Annotated in this window: 23 protein-coding genes and 1 tRNA gene; 21 read left to right on the forward strand and 3 right to left on the reverse strand. The window is 39.4% G+C overall.

Features of this window, described 5'->3' with window-relative positions:
- The first annotated feature begins 265 nt into the window (after positions 1 to 265).
- From B4N75_RS05925 to B4N75_RS06010, 18 genes are all read left to right on the forward strand, one after another.
- Positions 266 to 1,537, forward strand: coding sequence for a phosphoglycerate kinase (locus B4N75_RS05925; RefSeq protein ID WP_296668780.1), 1,272 nt, complete (start codon positions 266 to 268; stop codon positions 1,535 to 1,537).
- Positions 1,538 to 2,026: 489 nt separating this feature from the next.
- Positions 2,027 to 2,773 carry a triose-phosphate isomerase gene (gene tpiA, locus B4N75_RS05930; RefSeq protein ID WP_296020212.1) on the forward strand — a complete coding sequence of 249 codons (747 nt, stop codon included), beginning with the start codon at positions 2,027 to 2,029 and terminating at the stop codon, positions 2,771 to 2,773.
- 251 nt (positions 2,774 to 3,024) lie between these two features.
- On the forward strand, positions 3,025 to 3,384 hold the full coding sequence (gene secG / locus B4N75_RS05935) for a preprotein translocase subunit SecG (protein WP_296020209.1): 360 nt from the start codon (positions 3,025 to 3,027) through the stop codon (positions 3,382 to 3,384).
- 109 nt (positions 3,385 to 3,493) lie between these two features.
- The gene (locus tag B4N75_RS05940) at positions 3,494 to 3,955 is read left to right on the forward strand and encodes a PTS sugar transporter subunit IIA (protein WP_296020206.1); all 462 of its coding nucleotides are present in this window, start codon (positions 3,494 to 3,496) and stop codon (positions 3,953 to 3,955) included.
- Between the two features lie 13 nt (positions 3,956 to 3,968).
- Positions 3,969 to 4,280, forward strand: a complete 312-nt coding sequence (locus B4N75_RS05945; protein WP_296020204.1) for a hypothetical protein — start codon at positions 3,969 to 3,971, stop codon at positions 4,278 to 4,280.
- Positions 4,281 to 4,293: 13 nt separating this feature from the next.
- Positions 4,294 to 5,274: a V0D/AC39 family V-type ATPase subunit gene (locus tag B4N75_RS05950; protein WP_296668783.1), complete on the forward strand. Its 981-nt coding sequence runs from the start codon at positions 4,294 to 4,296 to the stop codon at positions 5,272 to 5,274.
- Positions 5,274 to 7,247 carry a V-type ATP synthase subunit I gene (locus tag B4N75_RS05955; protein ID WP_296706842.1) on the forward strand — a complete coding sequence of 658 codons (1,974 nt, stop codon included), beginning with the start codon at positions 5,274 to 5,276 and terminating at the stop codon, positions 7,245 to 7,247. Before B4N75_RS05950 ends, B4N75_RS05955 begins: the two co-directional genes overlap by 1 nt.
- Positions 7,248 to 7,307: 60 nt before the next feature.
- Positions 7,308 to 7,664, forward strand: a complete 357-nt coding sequence (locus B4N75_RS05960) for an ATP synthase subunit C (protein ID WP_296668787.1) — start codon at positions 7,308 to 7,310, stop codon at positions 7,662 to 7,664.
- A 20-nt stretch (positions 7,665 to 7,684) separates the two neighbouring features.
- The gene (locus B4N75_RS05965) at positions 7,685 to 8,017 is read left to right on the forward strand and encodes a V-type ATP synthase subunit F (protein ID WP_296668789.1); all 333 of its coding nucleotides are present in this window, start codon (positions 7,685 to 7,687) and stop codon (positions 8,015 to 8,017) included.
- A gap of 41 nt (positions 8,018 to 8,058) precedes the next feature.
- Positions 8,059 to 8,703, forward strand: a complete 645-nt coding sequence (locus B4N75_RS05970; protein ID WP_296706844.1) for a hypothetical protein — start codon at positions 8,059 to 8,061, stop codon at positions 8,701 to 8,703.
- The gene (locus B4N75_RS05975) at positions 8,700 to 10,463 is read left to right on the forward strand and encodes a V-type ATP synthase subunit A (protein ID WP_296668792.1); all 1,764 of its coding nucleotides are present in this window, start codon (positions 8,700 to 8,702) and stop codon (positions 10,461 to 10,463) included. The genes B4N75_RS05970 and B4N75_RS05975 overlap by 4 nt, the downstream gene beginning before the upstream one ends.
- 134 nt (positions 10,464 to 10,597) lie before the next feature.
- Positions 10,598 to 11,980, forward strand: coding sequence for a V-type ATP synthase subunit B (locus B4N75_RS05980; RefSeq protein ID WP_296668793.1), 1,383 nt, complete (start codon positions 10,598 to 10,600; stop codon positions 11,978 to 11,980).
- A gap of 5 nt (positions 11,981 to 11,985) precedes the next feature.
- On the forward strand, positions 11,986 to 12,603 hold the full coding sequence (locus B4N75_RS05985; RefSeq protein WP_296668795.1) for a V-type ATP synthase subunit D: 618 nt from the start codon (positions 11,986 to 11,988) through the stop codon (positions 12,601 to 12,603).
- On the forward strand, positions 12,603 to 13,106 hold the full coding sequence (locus B4N75_RS05990) for a universal stress protein (RefSeq protein ID WP_296020176.1): 504 nt from the start codon (positions 12,603 to 12,605) through the stop codon (positions 13,104 to 13,106). The genes B4N75_RS05985 and B4N75_RS05990 overlap by 1 nt, the downstream gene beginning before the upstream one ends.
- Before the next feature lie 71 nt (positions 13,107 to 13,177).
- The gene (locus tag B4N75_RS05995) at positions 13,178 to 13,909 is read left to right on the forward strand and encodes a zinc metallopeptidase (RefSeq protein WP_296668798.1); all 732 of its coding nucleotides are present in this window, start codon (positions 13,178 to 13,180) and stop codon (positions 13,907 to 13,909) included.
- 80 nt (positions 13,910 to 13,989) lie between these two features.
- Entirely contained in the window at positions 13,990 to 14,589 is a 600-nt protein-coding gene (locus tag B4N75_RS06000; RefSeq protein WP_296668800.1) for a biotin transporter BioY, read from the forward strand.
- On the forward strand, positions 14,582 to 15,304 hold the full coding sequence (locus tag B4N75_RS06005; protein ID WP_296020167.1) for an energy-coupling factor ABC transporter ATP-binding protein: 723 nt from the start codon (positions 14,582 to 14,584) through the stop codon (positions 15,302 to 15,304). The genes B4N75_RS06000 and B4N75_RS06005 overlap by 8 nt, the downstream gene beginning before the upstream one ends.
- Positions 15,305 to 15,308: 4 nt before the next feature.
- Positions 15,309 to 15,989: a hypothetical protein gene (locus B4N75_RS06010; RefSeq protein WP_296706848.1), complete on the forward strand. Its 681-nt coding sequence runs from the start codon at positions 15,309 to 15,311 to the stop codon at positions 15,987 to 15,989.
- Positions 15,990 to 16,321: 332 nt separating this feature from the next.
- Here B4N75_RS06010 and B4N75_RS06015 read toward each other — a convergent pair.
- Both B4N75_RS06015 and B4N75_RS06020 read right to left on the reverse strand, forming a co-directional pair.
- Positions 16,322 to 16,394 (reverse strand) — tRNA-Asn (locus tag B4N75_RS06015).
- A 94-nt stretch (positions 16,395 to 16,488) separates the two neighbouring features.
- Entirely contained in the window at positions 16,489 to 16,974 is a 486-nt protein-coding gene (locus B4N75_RS06020; RefSeq protein WP_296706850.1) for a DUF456 domain-containing protein, read from the reverse strand.
- A 47-nt stretch (positions 16,975 to 17,021) separates the two neighbouring features.
- Here B4N75_RS06020 and B4N75_RS06025 point away from each other — a divergent pair, with 47 nt between their 5' ends.
- Entirely contained in the window at positions 17,022 to 17,630 is a 609-nt protein-coding gene (locus B4N75_RS06025; protein WP_296667596.1) for a 5-formyltetrahydrofolate cyclo-ligase, read from the forward strand.
- A gap of 3 nt (positions 17,631 to 17,633) precedes the next feature.
- Here the strand turns inward: B4N75_RS06025 and B4N75_RS06030 are convergent, their stop codons facing one another.
- Positions 17,634 to 20,363, reverse strand: coding sequence for an insulinase family protein (locus B4N75_RS06030; RefSeq protein ID WP_296706853.1), 2,730 nt, complete (start codon positions 20,361 to 20,363; stop codon positions 17,634 to 17,636).
- A 208-nt stretch (positions 20,364 to 20,571) separates the two neighbouring features.
- Here B4N75_RS06030 and B4N75_RS06035 point away from each other — a divergent pair, with 208 nt between their 5' ends.
- The gene (locus tag B4N75_RS06035; RefSeq protein WP_296706855.1) at positions 20,572 to 22,746 is read left to right on the forward strand and encodes a DUF4954 family protein; all 2,175 of its coding nucleotides are present in this window, start codon (positions 20,572 to 20,574) and stop codon (positions 22,744 to 22,746) included.
- Positions 22,747 to 22,947: 201 nt separating this feature from the next.
- Positions 22,948 to 24,618, forward strand: coding sequence for a 2-isopropylmalate synthase (gene leuA / locus B4N75_RS06040; RefSeq protein WP_296667603.1), 1,671 nt, complete (start codon positions 22,948 to 22,950; stop codon positions 24,616 to 24,618).
- Positions 24,619 to 24,640: the final 22 nt, after the last annotated feature.

Consider the following 24,640-nt stretch of genomic DNA (forward strand, 5'->3'; position numbering starts at 1 on the left):
TTTTTTTTGTGAGATAAGGAATTGTTTTGCGGGGCGTTACGGGCGCGGCTCAGGCATAGCTTTCGCCGAGACTCGCCTAGAAACTCACCTCGTGAGTTTCTTCGTCTGCGACGAACGGCTCCCTACGTAGAAAGGGTAGGGCGCAACGAAGTGCGGCCGTAGGGGAAGACTTTCCCCTTTTTGTCTAAAAAAATTAAATTATTGAATTTTCAGCCTGAAATTATTATATTTAAAGCGGTATTTCTGTTTATAAAGGAGAAATAAGATGATTAAGACAGTAAAAGACGTTGACTTGAAAGGCAAACGCATTATCATGCGCGTTGATTTTAACGTTCCTATGAAAGACGGTGTTGTTCAGGACGACACACGCATTATGGCGGCTCTTCCTACAATTAAATATATTCTTGAGCAGAATCCGCGCTCGCTTGTTCTGATGAGCCATCTCGGAGACCCGAACAAAGATGTGAAAAAAGCAAAAGAGAAGGCTGAAAAAGCCGGAAAAGCTTGGACAGAAGCAGATTCTGAAAAATTCATCAACGGAAAAAACAGAATGAAGCCTGTTGTTGAGTATTTTGCTTCAAAGCTTGGAAAGCCTGTAACTTTCTTGCCGGACGCTCTCGGACAGAAAGCCGCAATCGACGCTCTTCCTGAAGGCGCAGTTGCAATGCTCGAAAACGTCCGCTTCCATAAAGAAGAAACTTCAAAAGACGCTTCTGAACGTGAGACAATGGCGAAAGAACTCGCTACTTACGGAGATATTTTTGTAAACGACGCTTTCGGAACTGCTCACCGCGATCAGGCTTCCACAGCGACAATCGCTAAATTTATGAAAGAGCAGCCAGTCGGCGGATTCTTGATGGAAAAAGAAGTTAAATATATCCAGCCAATGGTTACAAATCCTCCAAAACCGCAGGTGGCAATTATCGGCGGCGCAAAGGTTTCTTCAAAAATCGCTGTCTTGGAAAGCCTCTTGAAGAACGCTTCTGCCTTGATTATCGGCGGCGGAATGGCTTACACATTCTTGAAGGCTCAGGGGCACAAAGTTGGAATCTCTTTGGTTGAGGATGACTTTATCGACACAGCTAAAAAACTTTTGAAAGACGCTGAGGCAAAAGGCGTGAAGATTGTTCTTCCTGTTGACCACGTTGCCGCGGATAAATTTGACGCTAACGCTACTCCGGTTGCTGTTGACGGTGTTGACATTCCTGACAATCTTATGGCTATGGATGTTGGTCCGAAAACTCTTGAGCTTTACAAAGAAGTTCTTTCAACAGCGAAATCTGTTGTATGGAACGGACCTGTAGGCGTATTTGAATTTGACGCGTTTGCAAAGGGAACGGAAGCTGTCGCGAACCTTGTTGCAGAGGCGACTGGACGCGGCGCAATGACTGTTGTTGGTGGCGGAGACTCTGTTGCTGCTGTGAACAAGTTCCACCTTGCAGACAAGATGAGCCACGTTTCAACAGGCGGCGGTGCTTCGCTTGAATTCTTGGAAGGAAAGACATTGCCAGGAATTGCTATTTTGGCGACAAAATAATTTTGTTTGCAGGCTAAGATTGCGTGCGAGTTTCGCTTGCCGAAACTCGATAACTAAACCGCTTGCCGGTTTACGACCGATTTTGGCTACAAAATAACTGGCCTCAAAATAGATTTTTAAAATAATCTAAAAAAAACCGCATCGTCTACTTTTTTATGATGCGGCTTTTTTTATTCAAAATAAACAGATAAATTACGGCTCTCTTTTTTCAAAATTTCGTTCAGCCATATTCAAATATTCAGTTCAAAACGTAAAAACCAATTATTTTGACATATATCAAAATAAGCAATAAAATAAAAATTCAAGACGATAGTGCTTTTAGGAGGTAAGATAAAAACAGCCGAAAATGGCGTCTGTTTTTATCTTTACAAGTTTGGCGTTGCAAACTTACTAATCAACTGCAATTTCTCACTTTGCTACGAAATTGCAATAAAGAGTCAATCCTAAGACTGAAGTTTTAATCTTGACTTTTTATGGGAGAAATTAAAAATGCGTACAACTTATGTAGCTGGAAACTGGAAGATGAACATGGATCGCGAGGGAACAGTTGCCCTCGTAAAAGAGCTTGTAGTCCAGTTAAAAGACTGCAAAAATAAAGTGATGATTGCACCTCCATTTGTTTATCTTGATCTTGTTTCTCAGCTTGTAAAAGGAACAAATATTCTTCTTGGAGCACAAAACTGCGCCGCTACAGACAATGGCGCTCATACTGGAGAAATTTCTGTCGCAATGCTCAGGGATCTTGGTGTTCAGGTTGTAATCTTAGGACATTCAGAACGCCGTTACGAATTTGGCGAATGCGACGAACTTATAAATATGAAAGTTACAAGAGCGCTTGCCGCCGGTCTTGACGTAATAATCTGCATTGGAGAGCTTTTGGCTCAGCGCGAGGTAGGCCGTGCCGAAAAAGTGTGCGAACGCCAGTTGAATTCAGCTCTCATGGGCGTTTCAAAAGAACAGCTTTCGCATGTGACTATTGCTTACGAGCCTGTCTGGGCAATCGGAACCGGAAAAACTGCAACTCCAGAAGACGCTCAGCAAATCCATTCTTATGCAAGAAAAGTAATTGCAAAAATGTATGATCAGGAAGCGGCCGACAATATCATAATTCAGTACGGCGGCTCAATGAACGTAAAAAACTACAAGGAGCTTCTTGCTCAAAGCGACGTTGACGGCGGTTTAATCGGCGGAGCCTCGTTAAAGGCGGAAACTTTTATTCCAATCTGTAACGGTTAATTTTTTTATTTTGCAAGCTGGAGGCATTTTTGCCTTTGGCAAAAACCGGGCTATCCTCACTTCCGCGTCTTCGCGCTCCATCCGGCAGACGCCGGACGCCTTGCGGTGCTGCTATCCCTTGCCCGATAGCGAGAAGCTTTTTTCTTCTATACTCTATAGCAATAAATTGACAGTTTGTTTATATTTCGATAAAATGCAATCTGCAATTAAAAAGTAGCTGGGAATTATCTGCCAGCATTTTGGAGAAATAAATGAAAGTTGTTTTGTTGGTAGCATTTGTAATTATCTGTGCTCTTTTGGTTCTTTTGGTTCTCGTACAGGACGAAAACAGCAGCGGAATGGGCGGACTTTTGGGCGGCGGAAACTCAGCTGCATTTGGATCACATTCTGCTTCAATTCTTACAAAGACTACTGTTGTTCTTGCAATTCTTTTCTTTGTTGTAACTTTGGCTCTTGCAAAAGTTCTTCCTTCTAAAAAACTTTCTTCTGATTCAGAACTTTTAAAAGCTGCTCAGGCAGAGGGGAAAGTTTCTACTGAAGAAGTTGCTCCAGAAGTAGAAAAAACTACAGCGGACTCTTCTGACTGGTGGAAAGAAGCTGCTGCAGAATAAAATTAAAAGGCAGGTTTTGATTTTTTTAAGTTAAAATCTGCCTTAAAATAGTATTTAAAAAAATCGATTTTCTGATATTCAAATAATTCAGAAAACTAAGGGGATAGTAATGGTTCTTGAGAATGTTTTTACAAAGGAAAGCATCATTATTGGTCTGGAGAGTACAGAAAAAGACGAGCTGTTTGAAGAAATGGTAGAAGCCATTCATTCATTGCATCCTGATTTTGACAGGGCAGAAGTTCTTTCTGCGCTCGAAGAACGTGAAGCTCAGATGAGCACTGGAATTATGCATTCTGTTGCTGTTCCTCATGCTTTTGCGCCTTCTGTAAATGGTACAATTGGTGCTATTGGTATCAGCAAAAACGGAATCGATTACGATTCTCTCGACGGTTCGCCTGTTCATGTTGTTTTTATGCTTCTTGCAGGAAACGGACAGACAGAAAAGCATATTCAAATTTTAAAATCATTAGCACTTCTTATTCAAAAAAACGGATTTGTTGATAAACTTGTTTCGTGTCAGTCGCAGTCTGAAGCCTACAACTTGATTTTGCAGACAGAAGAGGCAGTCTGAGGAGGCTGAAGTCATGGAAGAAAATGAGTCAAATGTAATTGAACATCTTCTTGAAGTTGAAAATATCGCTTCTTCTTTTACCGTTGATGCTCAGAATAAAGCAGCCGAAATTTTGAATTCTGCAAAAGCAAAGGCAGAGCAGGATTATCTTTCAAAATTTAATATTCAATCTGCAGAACTTGAAAAATCTTTCAAGGAAAAGTCTGCGAAAATAAACGAAAACATTGTTTCTGAAATAAACTCTTACAAAGAGAATATTTATCAGTCAGTTCAGGATAAGGTTGCTTTTAGCAATCTTATGAATAATTTGGTTTTGCAAAAATAGATGGCGGTGCGGTATGATGGATAAATCTGCTGCAGATGCTTATGTTTATGCAAAAGTATCCGGAATACTGGCCAATTCCTATTCTGGAAAAAATGCGGACAGACTGTATTCTGCAAAATCTCTGACAGAACTTTATGGTCTTCTTTTTAAATCCGAAGTTCCTGCAATTCCTGAAAATTTGCTTGCCAAAAAAATTGAAGAAAAATCAGTTTTTATTTTTGTAGAACAGTATTGCCAGCTTGTCGAGTGTTATGCCCATCCTCAAAAAATTCTTCTAACCTTGCTTCGGCTTTATGATTATAGTAATTTAAAGATGCTTGCCGGCGCTTTGTGTATGAAGGAAACAAAATGTCCCGAAGTAATCGATTTGGGAAAATATTCTCTTTTAAATTACAAAAATTGGCCGAATCTTGCAAAAATCACCGAAAAAGACGAGCTTTCTTGGTATAACAAAGTTCCTGATATTTCCGAACAGCAGGTTTTAGACACAAAGCTTGATTTTCAATATCTGCACAACCTTTGGAAAGACGCCTGCGTTTCTGAACAGGCTGTAAGAGTTCAAATAAAATCTCTTGTTGTCGAAGAAATTAAAATCCGGAATATTGTCTGGGCACTCCGCCTAAAAATTTATTACAAAATGGACAATGAAAGCATCTGTCAAAAGCTTTTTTTTGAAAATCCAAAATCAGCCGAAACTGATGTTTTTGCTGGCGAAGCATTGAAAATTTTAAGCAAAGATATTTCTAATTTTGATGAATGGAAAACATGGAAGTACAGCAAAATGCTGAATCCGCACGAGGAAGGCGTTATTTGGGAAGTTGATCCGCGTTGGCTGGAAAATTCTTTCCGCACAGATCTCGTAAAAAAATATTCTACAGCTTTTCATAAATATCCGCTTACTTCTCTGTCTCTTGTCTGCTTTTTTAAGATAAAGCAGGACGAATTGAATAATATCCGCCATGTGACGGAAGAGTTAAGGCTTGGAGGCGAATAATGGCAAAAACTGCAAAAATGCGTCTTGTCGAATTGATGGTTCTAAAAGAAGACATTGATGAAGTTGTTGAATTTCTTGGTAAAAAAGGAAATTTTCAGTTTCAGCAGAAACTTGAATTAAATCATTCTATTTCAAACCCTGACGAGGATATTCTTTCAAAACTAAAAAATGTACGTTCATTTTTGAATTTGCCGGATGTTACAACCGAAGATTTGCAGGCCTCGACACGTCCTTCTGAATACGACAGAGTGTTGTGCCAGAAATTTCTTTATACTGTGGACGTTTTGCAGAAAAAAGAACGCGATGCTGATGATGAGCTTAAGCGTGTTCAAGATGCTTATAAGGAAGCACTTTCTTTTTCAAATTTAAAAGTTCCTTACAGCGAATTGGAGCATCTTTCTTTTTTGTCGCTCCGTATTGGAAAAATAGATCCTGCTATTTTTGACGAGCTGGTTTTTGATGTTGGACAAAGGGCTGTAATTGTCCCTCTTGGTTCTGATAAGTCAAAAATCCTTGCGGCAACTTCTAAAAAAGGCCGTTTTTCTCTTGACAGTGAACTGCGCAAGCACGGTTTTGTAAATATGGAAATTCCTAGCGACTTTAAAGGTGTTCCAGACGATGTCTTAAAAAGTCTGCAGCAGCAGGTAAAGGAAAAAACTAAGATTTTTGAGAATATCGAAGAAGAAAAGCACAATATTGCAAAAACCCATGCAGATTTTCTTAAAAAATTTTTGTGCCAGTTCTCAATTGCCGCTCAAATTAAACTTTTGGAGAACAGCCTTGAGTCAACTGATCTGGTTTACCGTCTTACAGGCTGGATTCCTGAAAACGACTGCCATTCCATGATGACAGAACTCGATAAACTTTCTGAAGGAAGAATTGCAATTCGTCTTTTTGAGCCGAGCGAAGTTCCTTCTGTTCAGACTGGAGAAGAAAAAGTTCCAGTAAAATTGCATCACGGAAAACTGATTAGTTCTTTTGAGAGAATGATTTTTAGTTACGGCTCCCCGGCTTATGGAACAATAGATCCTACTCCGTTTGTTGCGCTGTTCTTTACTTTGCTTTTTGGGATTATGTTTGGCGATGCCGGCCAGGGCTTTGTTTTCTTGCTCGTTGGAATTTTAATGTCAGCAAAAGTTGTAAAAATCGGCGGATGGAATAAATTTGCTCCGATTTTTATGGCAATCGGCTGTTCAAGTATGATTATGGGAATTTTAACAGGCGAATTTTTTGCGACCGAAGGAATAATGAAACCTATCTCGATGTTTATTACCGGACTTTTTGGAGAAAGCCGATATCCGATTCTTGAAATGAAATTCTGGGAATCGGCAAATGCAATCGGAATCATTTTTGGAATTTTCGGTTTTACAATGGCAGTTGGTTTTGTAATAAACTCGATTGGACTTTTAATAAACATTATCAACAAGTTTTCATGCAAAAAATACGGAAGCGCGATTTTCGGAAAAACTGGAATCGCAGGAGCGCTTTGGTTTTGGTATGTCGTAATCTTTGCTTTGAGGATTGGCTTTGCGCATCATTCTCCGACAACTTTTGACTGGATTTTTATTGCCGTTACTCTGTTTTTTGCAGCTTTTGGCGAGCCTTTTGAAAGATTTTTTGACGGAGAAAAGCCAGCTGTTGAAGGCGGAATTGGCGGTGTAATAATTGGTGGCGCGGTTGAATTGATAGAAGTTGTTTCTTCTTATCTTTCTAATTCAATTAGCTTTGTCCGTGTCGGCGCTTTTGCTCTTGCACACGCGGTTTTGGGATTTATTATTGAAAAAATGTGCAGTATTGCTCCGGCAGGTTTTGCACAGGTTTTGATATTGATTATTGGAAACGGGATTGTTGTTGTTCTTGAGGGAATGATTGTTGCAATTCAGGTTATTCGTCTTCAATATTATGAATTTTTCTCAAAGTTTTTCAATGAAACGGGAAAGGAATTTGTTCCTTTTGCGTTTACATATAAATAGAGGTTTTGAAGTTAGCTTAAAACCCCTGGTAATTAAATAAATTTTTTGTGAGGTAAAAATATGAACAAAAAAATTATTGCGTTGGCAGCTGCTTTGCTTTGTTTTACAGTAGCTGGCTTGTTTGCTCAGGAATCAGAAACTCCTGCTGCTACACAGACTGTTGCAGAAGCTCAGACTTCAACTGTAGAAGCTAAGGCTGACAGCAACTCTAGTGCTATAAAATATGTAGCTGCGGCTTTTGCAGTTGCACTTGCATGTATTGCCGGCGGTATGGCAGTAGGAAAAATCGGTGCTGCGGCAATGGGCGCTATGAGCGAAAATGCTGAACTTTCAGGAAAAGCTCTTCCTTTTGTTGGTCTTGCGGAAGGTATTTGTCTTTGGGGCTTCCTTGTTGCACTTTTAATTATCATTCTCTAGGTTTTTAGTAAACGAAAATTATGGAATACTTTACGATTGCTCAGCGGGAACTTGTTCTGGCTTTTAAACTCGTCGGAGTTGACGGTGCAGTTGCCCTTAACAGAAAAGAAGCTCTTGATGCATTTAACCGTGTAACCGGTCATGGCGGCGAGAATTCTTTGCCTGTTGATGAGCGACCGAAAGTCTTGATTTTGTCAGAGGATGTTTCTGCCATGCTTGAACAGGAAGTGCTGGCCTGGCAGAAAAGTGCTCAGTTTCCGCTTATTGTTGAAATTCCTCCGCTGAACGGACATCTGCAGGGAAAAAAATCCCTTACTGATTCGATTCGCGAAGCAGTTGGTATTTCTGTGTAGATTTTGACTCAGGCAAAGCCTGATTTTACGGGAATTAAAAAATGGAAGAACTTAGATCAACTGAAATACTCGACAAAGAAATTGAAGCCGATGCTCGAAAAAAAGCGGACAGAATTGTCGCTAAGGCAGAGAGTGAGGCAAAGTCAATTATTGCAGGCGTTGATGAACGCGTAAAAAAAGCTGTTGAGGAAAAATTATCCGTATATAAAAACAAACTTTCTCTTTTGGAAAAAAATGCGGATGCATATATTCCTCTCGAAAAAGAAAGGTTCCTTGTTGCTTTCTACAATGAACAGGTTTGCAAGGCTATGAACGAATATTTTAATTCAATTGGAAAAGAAAAACGCCTGTCTTTGCTCGAAAATAAACTTGAAAAGTGTAAATTTGCGTTAGAAAATAAAAAAATTACTGTCAGTTATTTTGGCGGTCTTGAAGAGGCAGATGCTAGAAAAGTTGTAGAAAAAGCATTTGCAAAAAATATTACAGGATATGAAGCAATTCAGTTTGAAAAAAGTGGAGAAGAATCTGTAAAAGGAAATGAAATCCACGAAGGAATGATTCTTAAAAGCGATGAAAAAAATTCCGTGATTGTTCGTCTTACAATAGATGAGCTTGTGCGCGAATTAAAAGATAAATATTCATACGAACTCTCATCAACATTGTTCGGAGGAAGGCTCCCGGAATGATAAAAGGAAAAATAACTAGAATTTCAGGACCGATTGTTTATGCTGAAGGCCTTGAAGGTTGCGGTCTTTATGATGTTGTTGATGTTGGCGAAAAGAAAATAATCGGCGAAATCATTCGTCAGAATAAAGGCATTGCCACAATTCAGGTTTACGAAGACGATACTGGAATGAAGATTGGAGAAGATGTTGTTTCTAACGAACGGCCTCTTTCCTTAAAACTTGGTCCTGGACTTGTCGGAACAATTTATGATGGAATTCAGCGTCCTCTCGAAGCTATGTACAAAGAATCTGGAGCATTTTTGATTCCAGGACAGAGAAGCGAGCCGATTGACGCAAATAAAATTTGGCATTTTGATGCCTGCGAATGTGTAAAAGAAGGAACTCCGATAAAACCTGGTTTTGTGCTTGGAACTGTACAAGAAACTCAGTCGATTTTACATAAAATTATGGTTCCACCGCAGGTTCGCGGACGTGTTCTTGTTTCTTTTAAGGGAAGCGGAGATTATACTGTCGACGACGTTATTGCTAAAACTGAACTCGATGAAGAAATTCGTTTGAGCCATTACTGGTCTTTAAGAACTCCTCGTCCTTTTGCAAAAAAATTGACTGTAAGCCAGCCTTTGGTTACAGGCCAGCGCGTAATTGATGTTTTCTTTCCGCTTTCAAAAGGAGGCACAGCTGCAATTCCTGGTGGATTTGGTACAGGAAAAACAATGACGCAGCACGCAATCGCAAAATGGTGCGATGCGGATTTAATCGTTTATATCGGTTGTGGAGAGCGCGGAAACGAAATGACCGACGTTCTTACAGAATTTCCTAGCTTGATCGACCCTAGAACCGGCCGCTCGCTTATGGAAAGAACGATTCTTATTGCAAATACTTCAAATATGCCGGTTGCTGCCAGGGAAGTTTCTCTTTATGCGGGAATTACTCTTGCCGAGTATTACCGCGACATGGGAATGCACGTTGCAATAATGGCAGATTCAACTTCGCGCTGGGCAGAAGCCTTGCGTGAACTTTCTGGCCGTATGGAAGAAATGCCTGCTGAGGAAGGTTTTCCTGCTTATCTTCCGAGCCGGCTTGCTTCGTTTTATGAACGGGCTGGCCGCGTAGATGCCCTTTGCGGACAGGAAGGTTCTGTTTCTGTAATCGGCGCAGTTTCGCCTCCAGGAGGAGATTTTTCTGAGCCTGTAACACAGCACACAAAGCGTTTTATCCGCTGTTTCTGGGCTTTGGACAGAGAACTTGCAAATTCCCGGCACTATCCTGCGATTGGCTGGATTGATTCTTATTCTGAATATGCTGACGAAGTAAAAGAATGGTGGGATAATCTTGATCCGCGCTGGGCAAAGGTTAGGCTTGAAGCGCTTGAACTTCTTAAAAAAGAGCAAAAACTTCAATCTATTGTTCGTTTGATTGGACCAGATGCCTTGCCTGACTATGAGCGCATTGTTCTTATCGTTGCGGACATGATTAAAAACGGATTTTTGCAGCAGAATGCTTTTGACGCGATTGACGTTTATTCTGTTCCTGAAAAGCAGATTCAGATTTTGCTTTTGATGATGGAATTTTACAACCGTGGCGCAGCCGTAATAAAAGCCGGTGCTCCGCTGTCTAAGGTGAACGCTCTTCCTGTTAAGGAAGAAATTGTCCGCCTGAAGACAACTGTTCCAAACGATAAGCTCGAAATGATAAAAGAAACGGAAAGCCGTTTTGAACAGCAGATGGGCGGACTTGAACGGATGTACTCAAAAGTTTAAGGACGACTTCCAGGGGTGTTGCGGGGAAGTTCCCCGCAGAGTGGGGTGTGTGAGCAACGAAGTGCGAACCTAGGGGAGAGACTTCTCCCCTCAAAATTGAAAAACTTTGGTTGCTTTTAAAATTTGGAGAAAAAATGAAAGGCGTAGAATATAAAGGTCTGAATTCGGTTGACGGTCCGATTGTTGTTGTAAAACGCAGCGAAAATATTTTTTATAACGAAATCGTTTATATTCGTGACCGCAATGGCGACAAAAAAACTGGCCGTGTAATTGATTTGAACGAAGATACTGCAATTGTACAGATTTTCGGAACAACGACTGGTTTGGATTTGAACGAAACTTCGGTTGAATTTTTGGACGAACCGATGGAACTTCGTGTTGGCGAAGGGCTTTTGGGACGTATTTTTAATGGTCTTGGAGAGCCGATTGACGGACTTCCGCCGATTGTTTCTTCTGAAAAAGTTGATGTAAACGGAATGCCGATGAATCCGTTTGCTCGCGTTTATCCAAGGGATTTTATTCAGACAGGAATTTCTTCGATTGACGGCATGAACACTTTGATTCGCGGTCAGAAACTTCCGATTTTTTCTGGAAATGGACTTCCTCATAACAGGCTTGCGGCTCAGATTATTCGTCAGGCAAAAATCCGCAATTCTGACGAGCAGTTTGTAATGGTCTTTGCGGGAATGGGAATTAAATACGATCAGGCGCAGTTCTTTATAAATTCGTTTGAGGAAAGCGGTGTTCTTTCAAAGGTTGTTATGTTCCAGTCTTTGGCAGACGCTCCTTCGATTGAACGAATTATTACGCCTCGATGTGCTCTTACTGCTGCCGAATATCTGGCATTTAAAAAGGGAATGCATGTTCTTGTCGTAATGACTGATATGACGAACTACTGCGAAGCTTTGCGCGAAATTTCTACAACTCGCGGTGAAGTTCCTGGAAGAAAAGGTTATCCTGGCTATCTTTATTCTGACCTTGCAGAACTTTATGAACGTGCCGGAAAAATAAAGGGTTCAAACGGTTCTATTACCCAGATTCCGATTTTGACTATGCCGAACGATGACATTTCGCATCCAATTCCTGACTTGACCGGATACATTACTGAGGGGCAGATTGTTTTGAGCCGTGAATTGAGTCAGAGCGGTGTTTATCCGCCAGTCAGCGCCTTGCCAAGTTTGAGCCGGCTTATGAAAGACGGTATTGGCGACGGAATGACACGGGAAGACCATGCTAGTGTTTCGAGCCAGCTGTTTGCATCTTATTCAAAAGTAAAGTCAATCCGTTCTCTTGCAGCGATTATTGGCGAAGAGGAATTGAGCAGCGTTGACAAGCAGTATTTGGCGTTTGGAGATGCGATTGAAAGCCAGTTCTTCTCTCAGGGCGAATACGAAAACCGCTCTATTGAAGAAACTCTTGATTTGGGCTGGAAACTTTTAAAATTGCTTCCACAGAACGAACTTTATAGAATTAAACCGGAATTTATTGAAAAATATCTTCCAAAAGATGAAGAGTAGAACTGATGGCAAAGTTAAATGTCGCACCGACAAAATCTAATCTTCTCGCAATAAAAGAGCAGCTAGCTTCCGCTCAAAACGGTTATGAGCTGCTCGAGCAAAAGCGTGAAATTCTGGTAATGGAACTTATGCACATGGTTGAACGCGTAAAACTTCTTGAATCGCAAATTGATAAAGAGTATGCAAAAGCTTATCCTGCATTAAAGAATATGCTTAAGACAGTAGGCGGCGACCGTGTAGAGCGGATTGCCCACGCTGTAAAGTATGATTTTAAAATGAAGGACAAGACAATTACTGCTGGTGGAATGAGCTTTAATTCGATTGAAGTTGAGCTTCCAAAGCAGCAGTTATTCTATTCTTTTATGGAATCATTTGCAGACAGCGATAAAGTTATGGTAGAATTCTTTAACTTGTTAAAGTTGCTTACAAATATGGCGAGCATTCGCACGGTCGCATGGCGGCTTGCAGGCGAAGTAAAGAAAACTCAGCGGCGTGTAAATGCCTTGGACAAGATGGTTATTCCTCAGACGAAGGATACAAAGATTTATATCGAAAGTGTTCTTGAAGAGCGTGAGCGCGAAAATACTTTCGTTTTAAAATCTTTGAAAAACAGGAAGTCATAATGATAAAACCTTTATTTCAAAAAATTGTAGTTGCTATTAACGGTTCAGACCAGTCGCTTCATGCGGCTATGTATGCGATTCTCCTTGCAAAGCAGTATAAATGTTCTCTAAAAGCAGTTTATGTCGTTGATACTGCGGCTCTCAAATTCCTGAGCATGAGCAAATTCTTCCTTAAAACCGAAAGTCAAAAGTATGAAGAAAATCTTCTTGATGACGGAAAAAAATATCTTGAGCAAATTGTTACTTTTGCAAAAATCAAAGGTGTAAAAGTCGAAACTGAACTTAGAAAGGGAAGCCCATGGTCAGAAATTCTGCATGCAGCGGACGATTTTGATGCCGACCTTATTTTGCTTGGCGGAAAAGAACATTCGGCTTCATCGCTTTCGAGCGAAGTTGCACGCGACAGGGCAAGTTCAACAAATATGGACATTATTGGCAGCGCAAGATGCAATGTTCTTGTTGTTCGCCAGAAAGATATTGAAAAACTTTTTAAAATCGGCTGATAAAATTTGATCCGGCTGTATTAGCCGGGGCTTTTTGCGAAAATACAATTTGTATTTAGACTGGAGAATTTATGTTTTATTATGGTGGGTTAGATTTAACATACCTTGTTTTTGCTGTTCCAGCTCTGCTTTTGGGACTTTGGGCGCAATCTGCCGTAAAAATCCGTTTTTCAAAATACGACAAAATTCTGACAAAAAAAGGCATAACTGGAGCGCAGGCGGCTGCAATTTTGCTTAAGGCAAATGGAATTACAGACGTAAAGATTGCCCGTATAAAAGGTTCTCTTACCGATAATTATAATCCGACAGATAAAATTTTGAGCTTGAGCGAGGCGACTTATTCGAGTGCGTCGGTTGCTGCCGTTGGAGTGGCTGCTCACGAAACCGGACACGCAATTCAGCATAATACCGGTTATTTTCCTCTTGCTTTTAGGCGATTGCTTGTTCCTGTTGCAAATTTGGGGTCTGCGCTTGGTCCTGTTCTTGCGCTTGCTGGTCTTGGCTTCGGCTATTCTGCACAAGTTGAGTCTTATATGCCTTTTTTCCAAATGATTACGAATATCGGACTTTTGCTTTTTGCCTGCGCAACTCTTTTTTATATTGTTACTCTTCCTGTTGAGTTTAATGCTTCTTGGAGAGCACTGAAAATTTTAAAAGGTGCTGGAGTTTTTACTGACAAGGAAGAACTTTCTGGCGCACGCGAAGTTTTGTGGGCAGCGGCAATGACATACGTTGCAAGCGCGCTTGGAGCAATTGGAAATTTTGTAAGGCTTTTGCTTTTGACACAAAAACGCCGCCGTTAGACCTTTTCTTTAAGTTGACAATTCTTTGTTTTTTTGTAAAATGTAAACCATATTTTTAAATAAAGAGGTTTACATTTAAAATGAATAAATCAATTCTTCGTTCTGCAATTGTTGCTTTTTTTGCGGCAATTATCTGCGCTTCAAGTTTTTTTAGAATTCCAATTCCAGGAATTGCAAGTGGCATTGTAATTCAAAATGCGCTTTGTGTTATGACCGCTGTTCTTTTGGGCGGACTTTTGGGCGCTGCTCCGACCGCGCTTTTTTTTGCAGTCGGTGTTATCGGCCTGCCTGTTTTTTCTGGCGGTCAAGGCGGTTTTCAGGTTTTGATGAATATTAACGGTGGCTTTCGCATCGGCTGGGTTATCGGAGCGCTTGTAGCTGGTATGATTTCTGGCCGTCCGTCAGTTATAGAAAAGCATATCACCGTAAAAGGCATAATCCGCCTTTCTTTGGCAGTTTTTATTGGCATGCTTGTTCTTTATCTTCCTGAAGTTTTCTATGTAATAGCTTTTAAAAACTCAGAACTTGGAGTTTTGGGTGCTGTAAAACTTTTTTTTGCGGCTTTTTTTGCTCCTTTTTTGGCGGTTGATTTTGTTAAAGCAATTTTTGTAATCTTGATTTCGTTAAAACTTCGTCCGGTTGTTGCAATGTATCTTTACGAGCCGGAAAAAGATGAATAAAATCGTAATCGACAGCATCACGAAAATTTACGCGACTTCTGAGGGCAATAAAACCGCCTTGAACAATGTTTCTTTTCAGATTGATGAAGGTTCGGTTACTGTGATTGGCGGAGAAAACGGCTCAGGAAAAAGTGTCCTTATGAACATTATCGCCGGGCTTGAAAAGCCGACTTCCGGAAAAATTTATTCTTTTGCAAAAGCTGGACTTGTTTTTCAGGAAGCGGATACTCAAATTTTGGGCGAAACTCCGCGCGAAGATATTTCTTTTGGTCCAAAAAATCAAAAAAAATCAAAAATCCAGGTTGAGCAAGCTGTAGAAAATTCTCTTGAGCAGGTCGGCCTTACAAAAAAAGCAGATTATCCTGCAAGATTTTTGTCTGGTGGAGAAAAACGCCGGCTTGCTGTTGCCTGCATGCTTGCAATGGAGCTTCCGGTCATTATTTTTGACGAGCCCTATGCAAACCTCGATTATGGCGGTGTAAAGCAGGTAAATGCTCTTGTAAAACGTCTTCACGAACAGAAAAAAACAGTGATTATTTTGACACACGAACTTGAAAAATGTCTTGGCTTAGCAGATAAGTTTGTGGTTTTGTTCCGAGGCGATAAAGTTTTTGATGGAACTGCGCGCGAAGGGCTTTTGCAAAAACTTGAGCAGTGGAATATACGCAACCCGCTCAACGCTTATTCAAAATTGGAAGATTTAGTCTGGCTGTAAAAAAATGAATCAGAATTGTTACGCGTTTAGTTACAAATCCGGAAAAAGTTTTTTTCACAAGCTGCCTTCCTGGATAAAAATACTTTTTATTCCTCTTTTTAACATTGCGATTTTTTCGTTGAGCTGGAAATTTGCCGTTTTTTTTGTATTTGCCCAAGCCCTGCTTTTTTTATGCCTTCATTTTTCTCTAAAAGAACAGGTTTTCGACTTAACGCCTGTCTTGTGGTACGGAATTTTTTTATATCTTATAAATATTCTTTCCAACACTTATTTGAATTTTGCCGAATATGGAATTATAAAAAGTTTTGTTCAGGCAGTCAAAAATTGCATTCATGACGAAAAAACATTTTCTGTCGTTGTAAAATTCTTTGCCTGCAATCAGAGCGCTTCTCTTATGTTCAAAACTTCAACTTCTCTTGAACTTCGCGAAGGAATTGAAAAAATTGAACTTTTTATCCGGCGTATTCTTCCATGCAAAAAAGAATCAAAATTTGCCGCAACAGTTTCTATGTTCATAAATTTTATTCCCGCAGTTTTTAAAATGTGGACTCAGTTAAAAAGGGCATGGTTTGCACGAGGCGGAAAATTAAGCTTAAAAATGTATTTTGCGCTTCTTCCGGTTCTTTTTAGCCTTGGATTAAAATATTCAATGGACACAGCAAAAGCAATTTTAATCCGCGGATAGAATTTTACCGGGCTAAACTCAAAAATTTATTTTTAGCAAAAATATTTGCGGCAATAAACGCAATTGAAGACATCGGTTATTTAAAAATAATTTTAGACAAATTAGCATCCTGATTTTTCGGACGTCATTTTTTTCTTGCAAAAACATTTTTTTTGTTTGGGAAAGTTTTTCTTAAAAACCGGCTGCTCCGGCTTCGCTTTTCGCTCACTGGCTAAACGCCAGTTTTGGCCTATGCATCCGGCGTAAGTTTTTTTTGGTTCCCAAATTTTTCTAAAAAAATCACCCGTTGGATTTAAAATAAAAAAAACTCAGTACAATGTACTGAGTTTTTACGGCTCCTGCTGGGCTTGAACCAGCGACACACGGATTAACAGTCCGTTGCTCTACCGACTGAGCTAAGGAACCAGTTTCATTCACTTGAATGTGAATTTATAATATAAAAATTATAAAAATGTGTCAATATATAAAATGCAATTTTTTTTTATTTTTTTGTAAAAAGTTATTTAATAAGCGTCCAGACAAAAATCCAAATAAAACTTATTACGCACAGCATTTTAATTCCTGTTCCGAGCAAAAATCCTATAAACGAGCCAATTGCGGCTTTTAATGCGTGTGGAATGTCTTCTGGATTTTGAATTAGTTCGCCGATAAATGCTCCTGCAAATGGTGCAATGATTATAAAAATCGGTCCTAAAAACATTGCAAGAAAAAGACCTATTGTCGCTCCCAAAACAGCTTTTTTGCTTCCGCCAAATTTTTTTGTAAGAAGTGGCTGCAAAATCGAGTCGGCAATCGTTATAATTAAGGCGATAATTCCCGTAATCGTAAGAACAGTTACAGAGATGTTAGGAGGCGTGCAAAAATGCGCTGTAAAAAGTCCTGCCCAGGCAAGAGGAACTCCAGACAAAATTGGAACTACGCATCCAGCAAGTCCTGTCAAAAGAAAAATTCCCGCAAGAATTGAAAGTAAAATGTTTAAGTCCATAATCTTATTTTATGATATAATCAGTCTGAAAACAATTGAGGAAAGTTATGAACTATGAAAATGTTTATGAAGAAAAAAAACTTTTGCGTTCAAAAATGCGGAAGCTTTTAAAAGAAAGATATTCTGATTTAAAAAACATTCAGGCTGCTGGAAATTCCGCCGCTCAAAAAATCATTTTATCTGAAGAATTTAAAAATTCGGATTTAATTTTTTCTTATATTCCCTATGGATTTGAAATTGATCCCAGTTTTCTTGTCGAGATTGCCTGGAAAAACGGAAAAACTGTCTGTGTTCCTCGCGTTGTTTCGGATTCAAATTTGATGGATTTTTATTTTTTAGATTCAAAACTTTCTCTTCAAAATCAGCTCGAAAGCGGAGCCTTTGGAATTTTAGAGCCAAAACTGACCTTAAGAAAAGTTTTTACGGATTCTTCTCTAAGAGACAAAAAAATTTTTATGGTGGTTCCTGGCCTTGCTTTTTCTAAAGACGGAGCTAGGCTAGGAAAGGGAAAAGGCTTTTACGACCTTTATCTTCCCCGGCTTTTAAAAACTGGTTGCTCGCTTTTTACCGCGGGGTTTGCTTATTGTGAGCAAATTGTCGAAAATATTCCTGTCGAAAAGACTGACTTTTTTTTGGACAGAATTTTTACGCCTTGAAAATTATTTTTTTGTGTCAGCAGAATAAATTCTCATCCGCGGAAAATTCTCCAGATACGAACTAAAAACAAGATAGTAATCTTCTGCCGTTGCCTTGTTTACTGCTTCGTATTGATCTAAATATAACTCTGGATTGCCGGATGCAAGACCTTTTTGAATTAAAAATGCCGTTCCTTCATTTGTTGAAGTTTTTTCGAGTTCATTTATAATCCACAGATTTTCAAGCTTAGCTAAAAAATCATTTTTTTCTAAATCTTTAACCCCTTGTGTGTCAGTATTTATTATTTTTTTGAGTTCCTGAGAAATTTCTTTTATAGTCTGCTCGTAAATTTTTTCGGTCTGAAGATAGTGCTTGATTTTTGTAATTACGATTTGTGCATAAGGCAAATCCGAATCTGCTGGAAAAACTTTTACTTCCTGCACAAATTCTTCAAGTTTTTTTTGAAGACTGTCTTTTAAAAAATAGAGAAGCGCGTTAAAAATCGCATTGTCGGTCGAAGAGATGTCTGGCGCTTCGAGCATAAACAAAAGAGGGTCAGAAAAATCTGTCGTCGGAATTAAAATCGCAGGTCTAGGTCCTGCCTTGTCGGCGCTTACGTCCGTAAAAAACTGGTGACGGAGCGGAATTCTCTTTATTTTTTTTGGAAGCGGAAGTTTTTTTACCTTTAACTGAATGTTTTGTGTTTGTGAAAGACTTTTCAGTTCTCCAAAAGTTGAATTTAACGAGGCTTTTAATTCTTTTGTCTGATGAATTCCTCCAGTCAAAATAATCGAAAATCTGGTGCAGTCCAAAATTTTTGGATATGCGGCTTGAATTTCTGTAAATTCCATCTGGGCCGGTTTGTCTTTTGTGTCTTCGTAAAGAGCGGAAACTGGTTTTTCGTATATTGTCCGTACGGCTTCGCACAAAAGCTGAAAATCCGCAGAACCTGTTTTTATTCGCCATTGTGCACGCAGATCGTAACTGATTCCGTCTGCAAGGGCCGGACTGATGTCGCCAAAAATCGTGCAGTAAGCCATTGTTTCGAGGCAGGTGTTAATGTCTTTTGCTGAGCAGTTCACCGTCAAAACGGAATCCTCTGAATTTGTCCGGGCATTTACGCTTGCCTGCGAATTTAGTTTTCCGGTTTTGTAAAGTTCGTCCATTTGCCATTGAATCATTGCCGAAAGCGAATTTGTCAGCACAGAAGCAAGTCCGGCATTTTTTTCTGCAAAAAGCAGTTCTCCTCCGGCAATCGAAAGCATTACGGTCGCTGTATTTTTTGAAGAAGAGCTTTTTATTGTTACTGGAATTCCGTTTTTTAAGGTGAATTGGGAGAATTCTTCCCTGCTTTTTTGAATAAATCGTCTGGCAGAAAAGTTAAAATCTTCTTCTGACGGCGATTTTTCTTTTTTATTTTGCAAATTTTGTCCATTTATAAAATTTTTGTATTGTGGCAAAAGATACCATGCGCCGTTTTTTTGGGTAATTCTTTCGTAACCGTATTTTTTAAATTCATCCGAATATTTTGTGTAATTTTTTGTATTGCAAAGAATAAAAACGTAAGGTTTTGAATTTTCGTATGATTCGTTGAGTTTTTCGGCAGAAATCGAATTCAATTTGTCGTTTTTGGAAAAAAAATCTTCCGCCAGACCGCCGCTTGTCCGGTTAAAAATTGCAAGATTTTTCATAAGAAGCGTAGAGTTGTCAGAAATTTTTGCGAATGAACTGTTTATTTCCCGGAGAACGGATTCTGCTTCTTGAGAGGAAATTCTCTCTTTTTCCCGCGACATTTCTAAAAAAAGTTCTCCCTGAACCGCAGGTCCAACCTTTGTTTTTTCGCAAATTGCCTGAATTATGAGTTTTTCGCGGCTGTTTTGCGGAACGGACGAAACGTCCATATATTCTGGAGAGCGGATTGCAAGATTTCTTTGTTTTAAAAGCAATTTTTTAAAAGACGAATTATTTTTGTTAAAAACGGCAGCCATCAATTCTGCTTCTTCTGGAAAAAAATCCGTGTATTGAAGGACAATCTGCGTCAAATCCGGCGAAAGCTGGTCGTCTGTAATTACAAATTTTTTCTGAATTTTTTGATTTTCCGGAATTTTAAATTTTTTTTCTTCGGAAAAATGATTTTGTGAGCGGCGGACTGGCTTTTCAAAATATTTTTTTGCCAGGGAAAGGGCTGTCTTTTCTGTTATGTTGCCGCTTATGTAGAGAATTGCGTTTTGCGGACTGTAATATTCATCTTGAATTTGAGTTAAAATTGTGCGCGCTTCGTTTATTGAAAGTGAATTAAAATTTTGTGGGAAAATTCCGTTTTCGGTTTTCCACGGCTCTTCATAAAGAATTCTGCTGTCGATTGCCTGGTTTATAAATCTTTCTGTTGAAGAACAAAATTCCTTAAGAGAAAGCTGGGATTTTTTTAGTTCTTCGTTCAGTTTTTTGTCGGAGATAAAATTCGGCTTAAAATATTCTGCAAAGTCAATGAAAATTTTTTCGGTTTGGGCAGGAGCCGCTGTCTTTTCGATTTTTACACAGTCTGGTGAAATTTCGAGTCCCAAAAGGTTTGCATAAAGCGAAAAAAATCCGGCATTTTGTGGATTTTGTCTTTTTGTTCCGGCTTTTATGTTCAGTTCGATTCTGACTGTGGCAGTCGCTTCGTCTTCCAAAAAAAAGATTTTAAAACCGTTTTCGAGCGTGAATGTTTTTATGTCGTTTTGAGAAAATGAAAATAAAAAAACTGCATTCAAAAAAAATAGAATTCCTGCAAATTTTTTTTTTGTTTTGAAAGAATTGCAAAAAATTGAAGAAAATTTCATAGCTCAATTATAGAAGATTTAGCCGAACAGTTCTATTTTTTTGATATTTTCTGTAGAATAAAAAAGTTAAAATTCATCGAATTTCTAAAAACTGCGGTTTTTAGAAGCATTTTATTGCGGAGAAGAGGATGACGGAAAAATGCCGGTAATTACATTAAAAGAAAAAAAAACAGAAACAAAAATTCCTGAAAATCTTGCTGAAATTTTAAAGTCGAAAAGACATTTGACTGAGCAGGAAATTGCAGTTTTAAAAGCAAACGGAAATACAAACAGCGACAGTTTGTGGCAGAATGTTTTTGTTTCCGCAAGGGACGGAGAGTTTGACGCGGGCTTAATCCGTTCTTCAGAAATCCATGGTTTTTTAATTTTGGGCAGGCTTGTTCCTTCAACCTTGAAATTTCACGATCTCGTTCTCGAAACTGGAATTTACAGTTCTTATGTGGAAAATGTTGTTTTGGAGGATGATGTTGCAATAAGAAATGTTGCCTATCTTTTAAATTACAGAATCGGTACGCGCTCTATTATTTTTAACGTGCAGGAAATGAGCTGCACAAACCATTCAAAATTCGGCAATGGAATTTTAAAAAACGGCGAATCTGAAAAAGTCCGCGTATGGATTGGAGTTGGAAACGAAAATGACGGAAGGGCGGTCTTGCCTTTTGAAGGCATGATTCCTGCCGACGCCTACATTTGGAGCCGCTATAGAGAAGATTCTGAATTGCAGAAGCGTTTTGTTGAACTTACCGAGTATGGCCAGTCAAAAGAGCTCGACTCTTTTGGAATTGTTGAAAATGATGCCGTAATAAAAAATTCGACTTTGATAAAAGACGCAAAAATCGGCGCGCATTGCTATATAAAAGGCGCGCTCAAGTTAAAAAACATTACTGTTCTTTCGAGCGAAGATGAGCCGAGCCAGATTGGTGAAGGCGTTGAGCTTGTAAACGGAATTCTGGGATTTGGTTCAAAAGTATTTTATCAGGCGGTTGCCGTAAGGTTTATAATCGGCAGAAACTGTCAGTTAAAATACGGAGCAAGGCTTTTGAATTCTGTTTTGGGCGATAATTCTACCGTAAGTTGCTGCGAAATTTTAAACAATTTGATTTTTCCATTTCATGAGCAGCATCATAATTCTTCGTTTCTTATTGCTTCTACAATTTGCGGTCAGTCGAACATTGCTTCTGGAGCTACAATCGGCTCAAACCACAATTCTCGCTCTCCTGACGGCGAAATGTTTGCAGGAAGAGGTTTTTGGCCGGGACTTTGTTCTGATTTTAAGCATAATTCCCGTTTTGCAAGCTTTACTCTTGTTTCAAAGGGAAGTTATCAGAACGAACTGAACATAAAATATCCTTTTTCTCTTGTTGCATCGAACGGCAACCAAAAATGTATAACGATTATTCCTGCATACTGGTTTTTGTACAATATGTATGCAATTTCTCGCAACAAGTCAAAATTCTTTAAGCGCGACAAACGTTTTGTAAAAGTTCAGCACATCGAAACAGATCCTCTTGCGCCGGATTCAATTCAGGAAGTTGTATCTGCGCTCAGCCGGATAATTGAGCTGACTGGAGAATATCTTGTAAAAAAAGGTTTGGAAAAAGCCGTAAGCGCAAAATCGCCGGAAGAGCTTTATAATGTTACAAAAGATTTTCTCCATCAAAATTCTGGCGTTGAAGTTACATTGTGCGACCCTGAAGCTCAAAAAAAATACGGAGCGGAAATTCACAAGCCGATTCGCGCATATAAAATGTACCGAAAAATCGTCAAGTATTTTGCTTGTTCTGTTCTTGTTGACTACTGCACGCTTTACAATACTCAGATTGATCGCGAAGAATTAAAAGTTATTACGACTCAGTTTCCGCTTTATACGCAATGGCTCAATGTTGGAGGCCAGATAATTCCTCAGAAAAAAATTGAAGAGCTTTTTGAAAATATAAAATCTCACAAAATTGAAAACTGGCGGCAAGTTCACGATTTTTACGACAAATGCGAAAAAGAATATCTGATTTACCGGACAAACTATGCAATTTACCTTTTGGAAAGGCTTTATTCGATGAAAGTGCGGAACTTTACTCCAGAAATTTTCAACGATATTATCAGCGATGTTGTTTTGGTGAGCAACGAAATGATGAATGCGGCACATTCGTCCCGCGAGAAAGACTTTACCGATGAATTTAGAAAAATTACTTTCCGCAATGACGAGGAAATGTCGGCAGTTCTTGGAAAAATTGAAGACAATGAATTTTTGACAGAAATGAAAGAGAAAACTCAAAGATTTAATGAAGCCTTGCTTAATCTCTTTAATATAGATTAAGTCTTGCAATTTTTTTTGTAAAACTGCATAATAAAAATATGAATTCTTTATCACTACTTCTACAGCTAGAAACTTTTCTCGTTAGGGCCTAAGCAAATCGGGTAGTGTAGAATATTATTTTTGCATTTAGAAGACCTGGTGCTTTAGGCGCCGGGTCTTTTTTTTATCCAATGAATATTTTTGCGGATTATAGGGGGAAAAATGAACGCATCAAAGTACAGACCGGTTATTCAGCCGGCATTGAAGAACAGAAAGTGGCCGGATCAGCGCATTACAAAAGCACCTGTTTGGTGTTCAGTTGATTTGCGCGATGGAAATCAGGCTTTAATCGACCCGATGGGAGTTGAGACAAAACTGGCGTATTTTGACCTTCTTGTAAAAATCGGCTTTAAGGAAATTGAAATTTGTTTTCCGTCTGCGAGCGATACTGAATTTGAATTCTGTCGCCGTCTTATCGAAGAAAATCATATTCCTGACGATGTTTCGATTCAGGTTTTGTGCCAGGCCCGTGAGCATTTAATCCGCCGCACAATGGAAGCAATTAAAGGTGCGCCGAATGTTATCTTCCATATTTATAATTCGACATCTCCGGCTCAGCGCAAATATACTTTTAATAAATCAAAAGAAGAAATCATAAAAATTGCTGTTGACGGTGTAAAGTGCATAAAAGAATGCATGAAAGATTTACCGGAGGAAGAGCGAAATAAAATTCGCCTTGAATATTCTCCAGAAAGTTTTTCAATGACAGAACTTGACTATGCAGTTGAAATCTGCGAAGCCGTAAAAAAAGAATGGGGAACAAGTCCTGACAAAAAAATCATCTTTAATCTGCCGACTACAGTTGAGTGCTATACCGCGAATGTTTATGCAGATTCAATTGAATACTTTGCTGAGCATATTTCTGACCGCGAAAATGTTGTAATTTCGACACACTGCCACAATGACCGCGGAACAGGAGTTGCTTCGTGCGAGCTTGCCCTTATGGCTGGTGCTGACCGTGTTGAAGGTTGTCTTTTTGGAAACGGTGAACGTACTGGAAACCTTGACATTGTGACTGTCGCCCTCAATATGTTTGCAGAAGGCGTTGATCCTAAGCTTGATTTTTCTGATTTGCCTGAAATTGCGGATTCTTATCAGGAATTTACAAAAATGGATATTCCTCCCCGTACTCCTTATGCCGGCGGTCTTGCATACACGGCGCTTTCTGGCGGACATCAGGATGCTATTGCAAAAGGACTTTCTGCCCGCGATAAAATGCCAAAAGACGCAGTTTGGGATGTTCCGTATCTTCTTATTGATCCGAAAGATATTGGCCGCAAATACGAAGGTATTATCAGAATCAATTCTCAGTCCGGAAAGGGAGGCGCAAGTTTTATTCTGGAGCACAATTTTGGCTATGCTGTTCCAAAGGCAATGCAGCCGGCAGTTGGAAATTTGATAAAGGCGGAAAGCGACAAAGCTCAGCGTGAGCTTAAGCCTGAAGAAATTTTGCGCTTTTTTGAGAAGCAGTGGCTTGAGAATAAATCTCGTCTCGAAATTATTGATCTTGCAACGACAATGATTGGAAGCTCTGGTTCGGAAGAAGTTGTTTCTGTCCGTGGCGTAATAAAATGCAATGGAGAACAAGTTTCTATAGGTGCAAAAGGAAACGGGCCTCTCGATGCCTTTGTTGCCGCCCTCCGTGAAACAAAAATTCCTAACTTTAATATTGCTGCTTTCCACGAACATTCTGTTGGCGAAGGTTCTGATACTTCGGCTATTGCTTATGTTCAGATTATGGAAGAAAACGGAAAACAAGTTTGGGGTGTAGGAAAATCAAGCAACGTTGGAAGAGCGGGAATTGCGGCTGTTGTTTCTGCCTTAAACCAATAGCTTACGCCGGATGCGAAAGGCT

The organism is Treponema sp. UBA7570 (genome assembly GCA_002477955.1).
Taxonomy (GTDB): domain Bacteria; phylum Spirochaetota; class Spirochaetia; order Treponematales; family Treponemataceae; genus Treponema_D.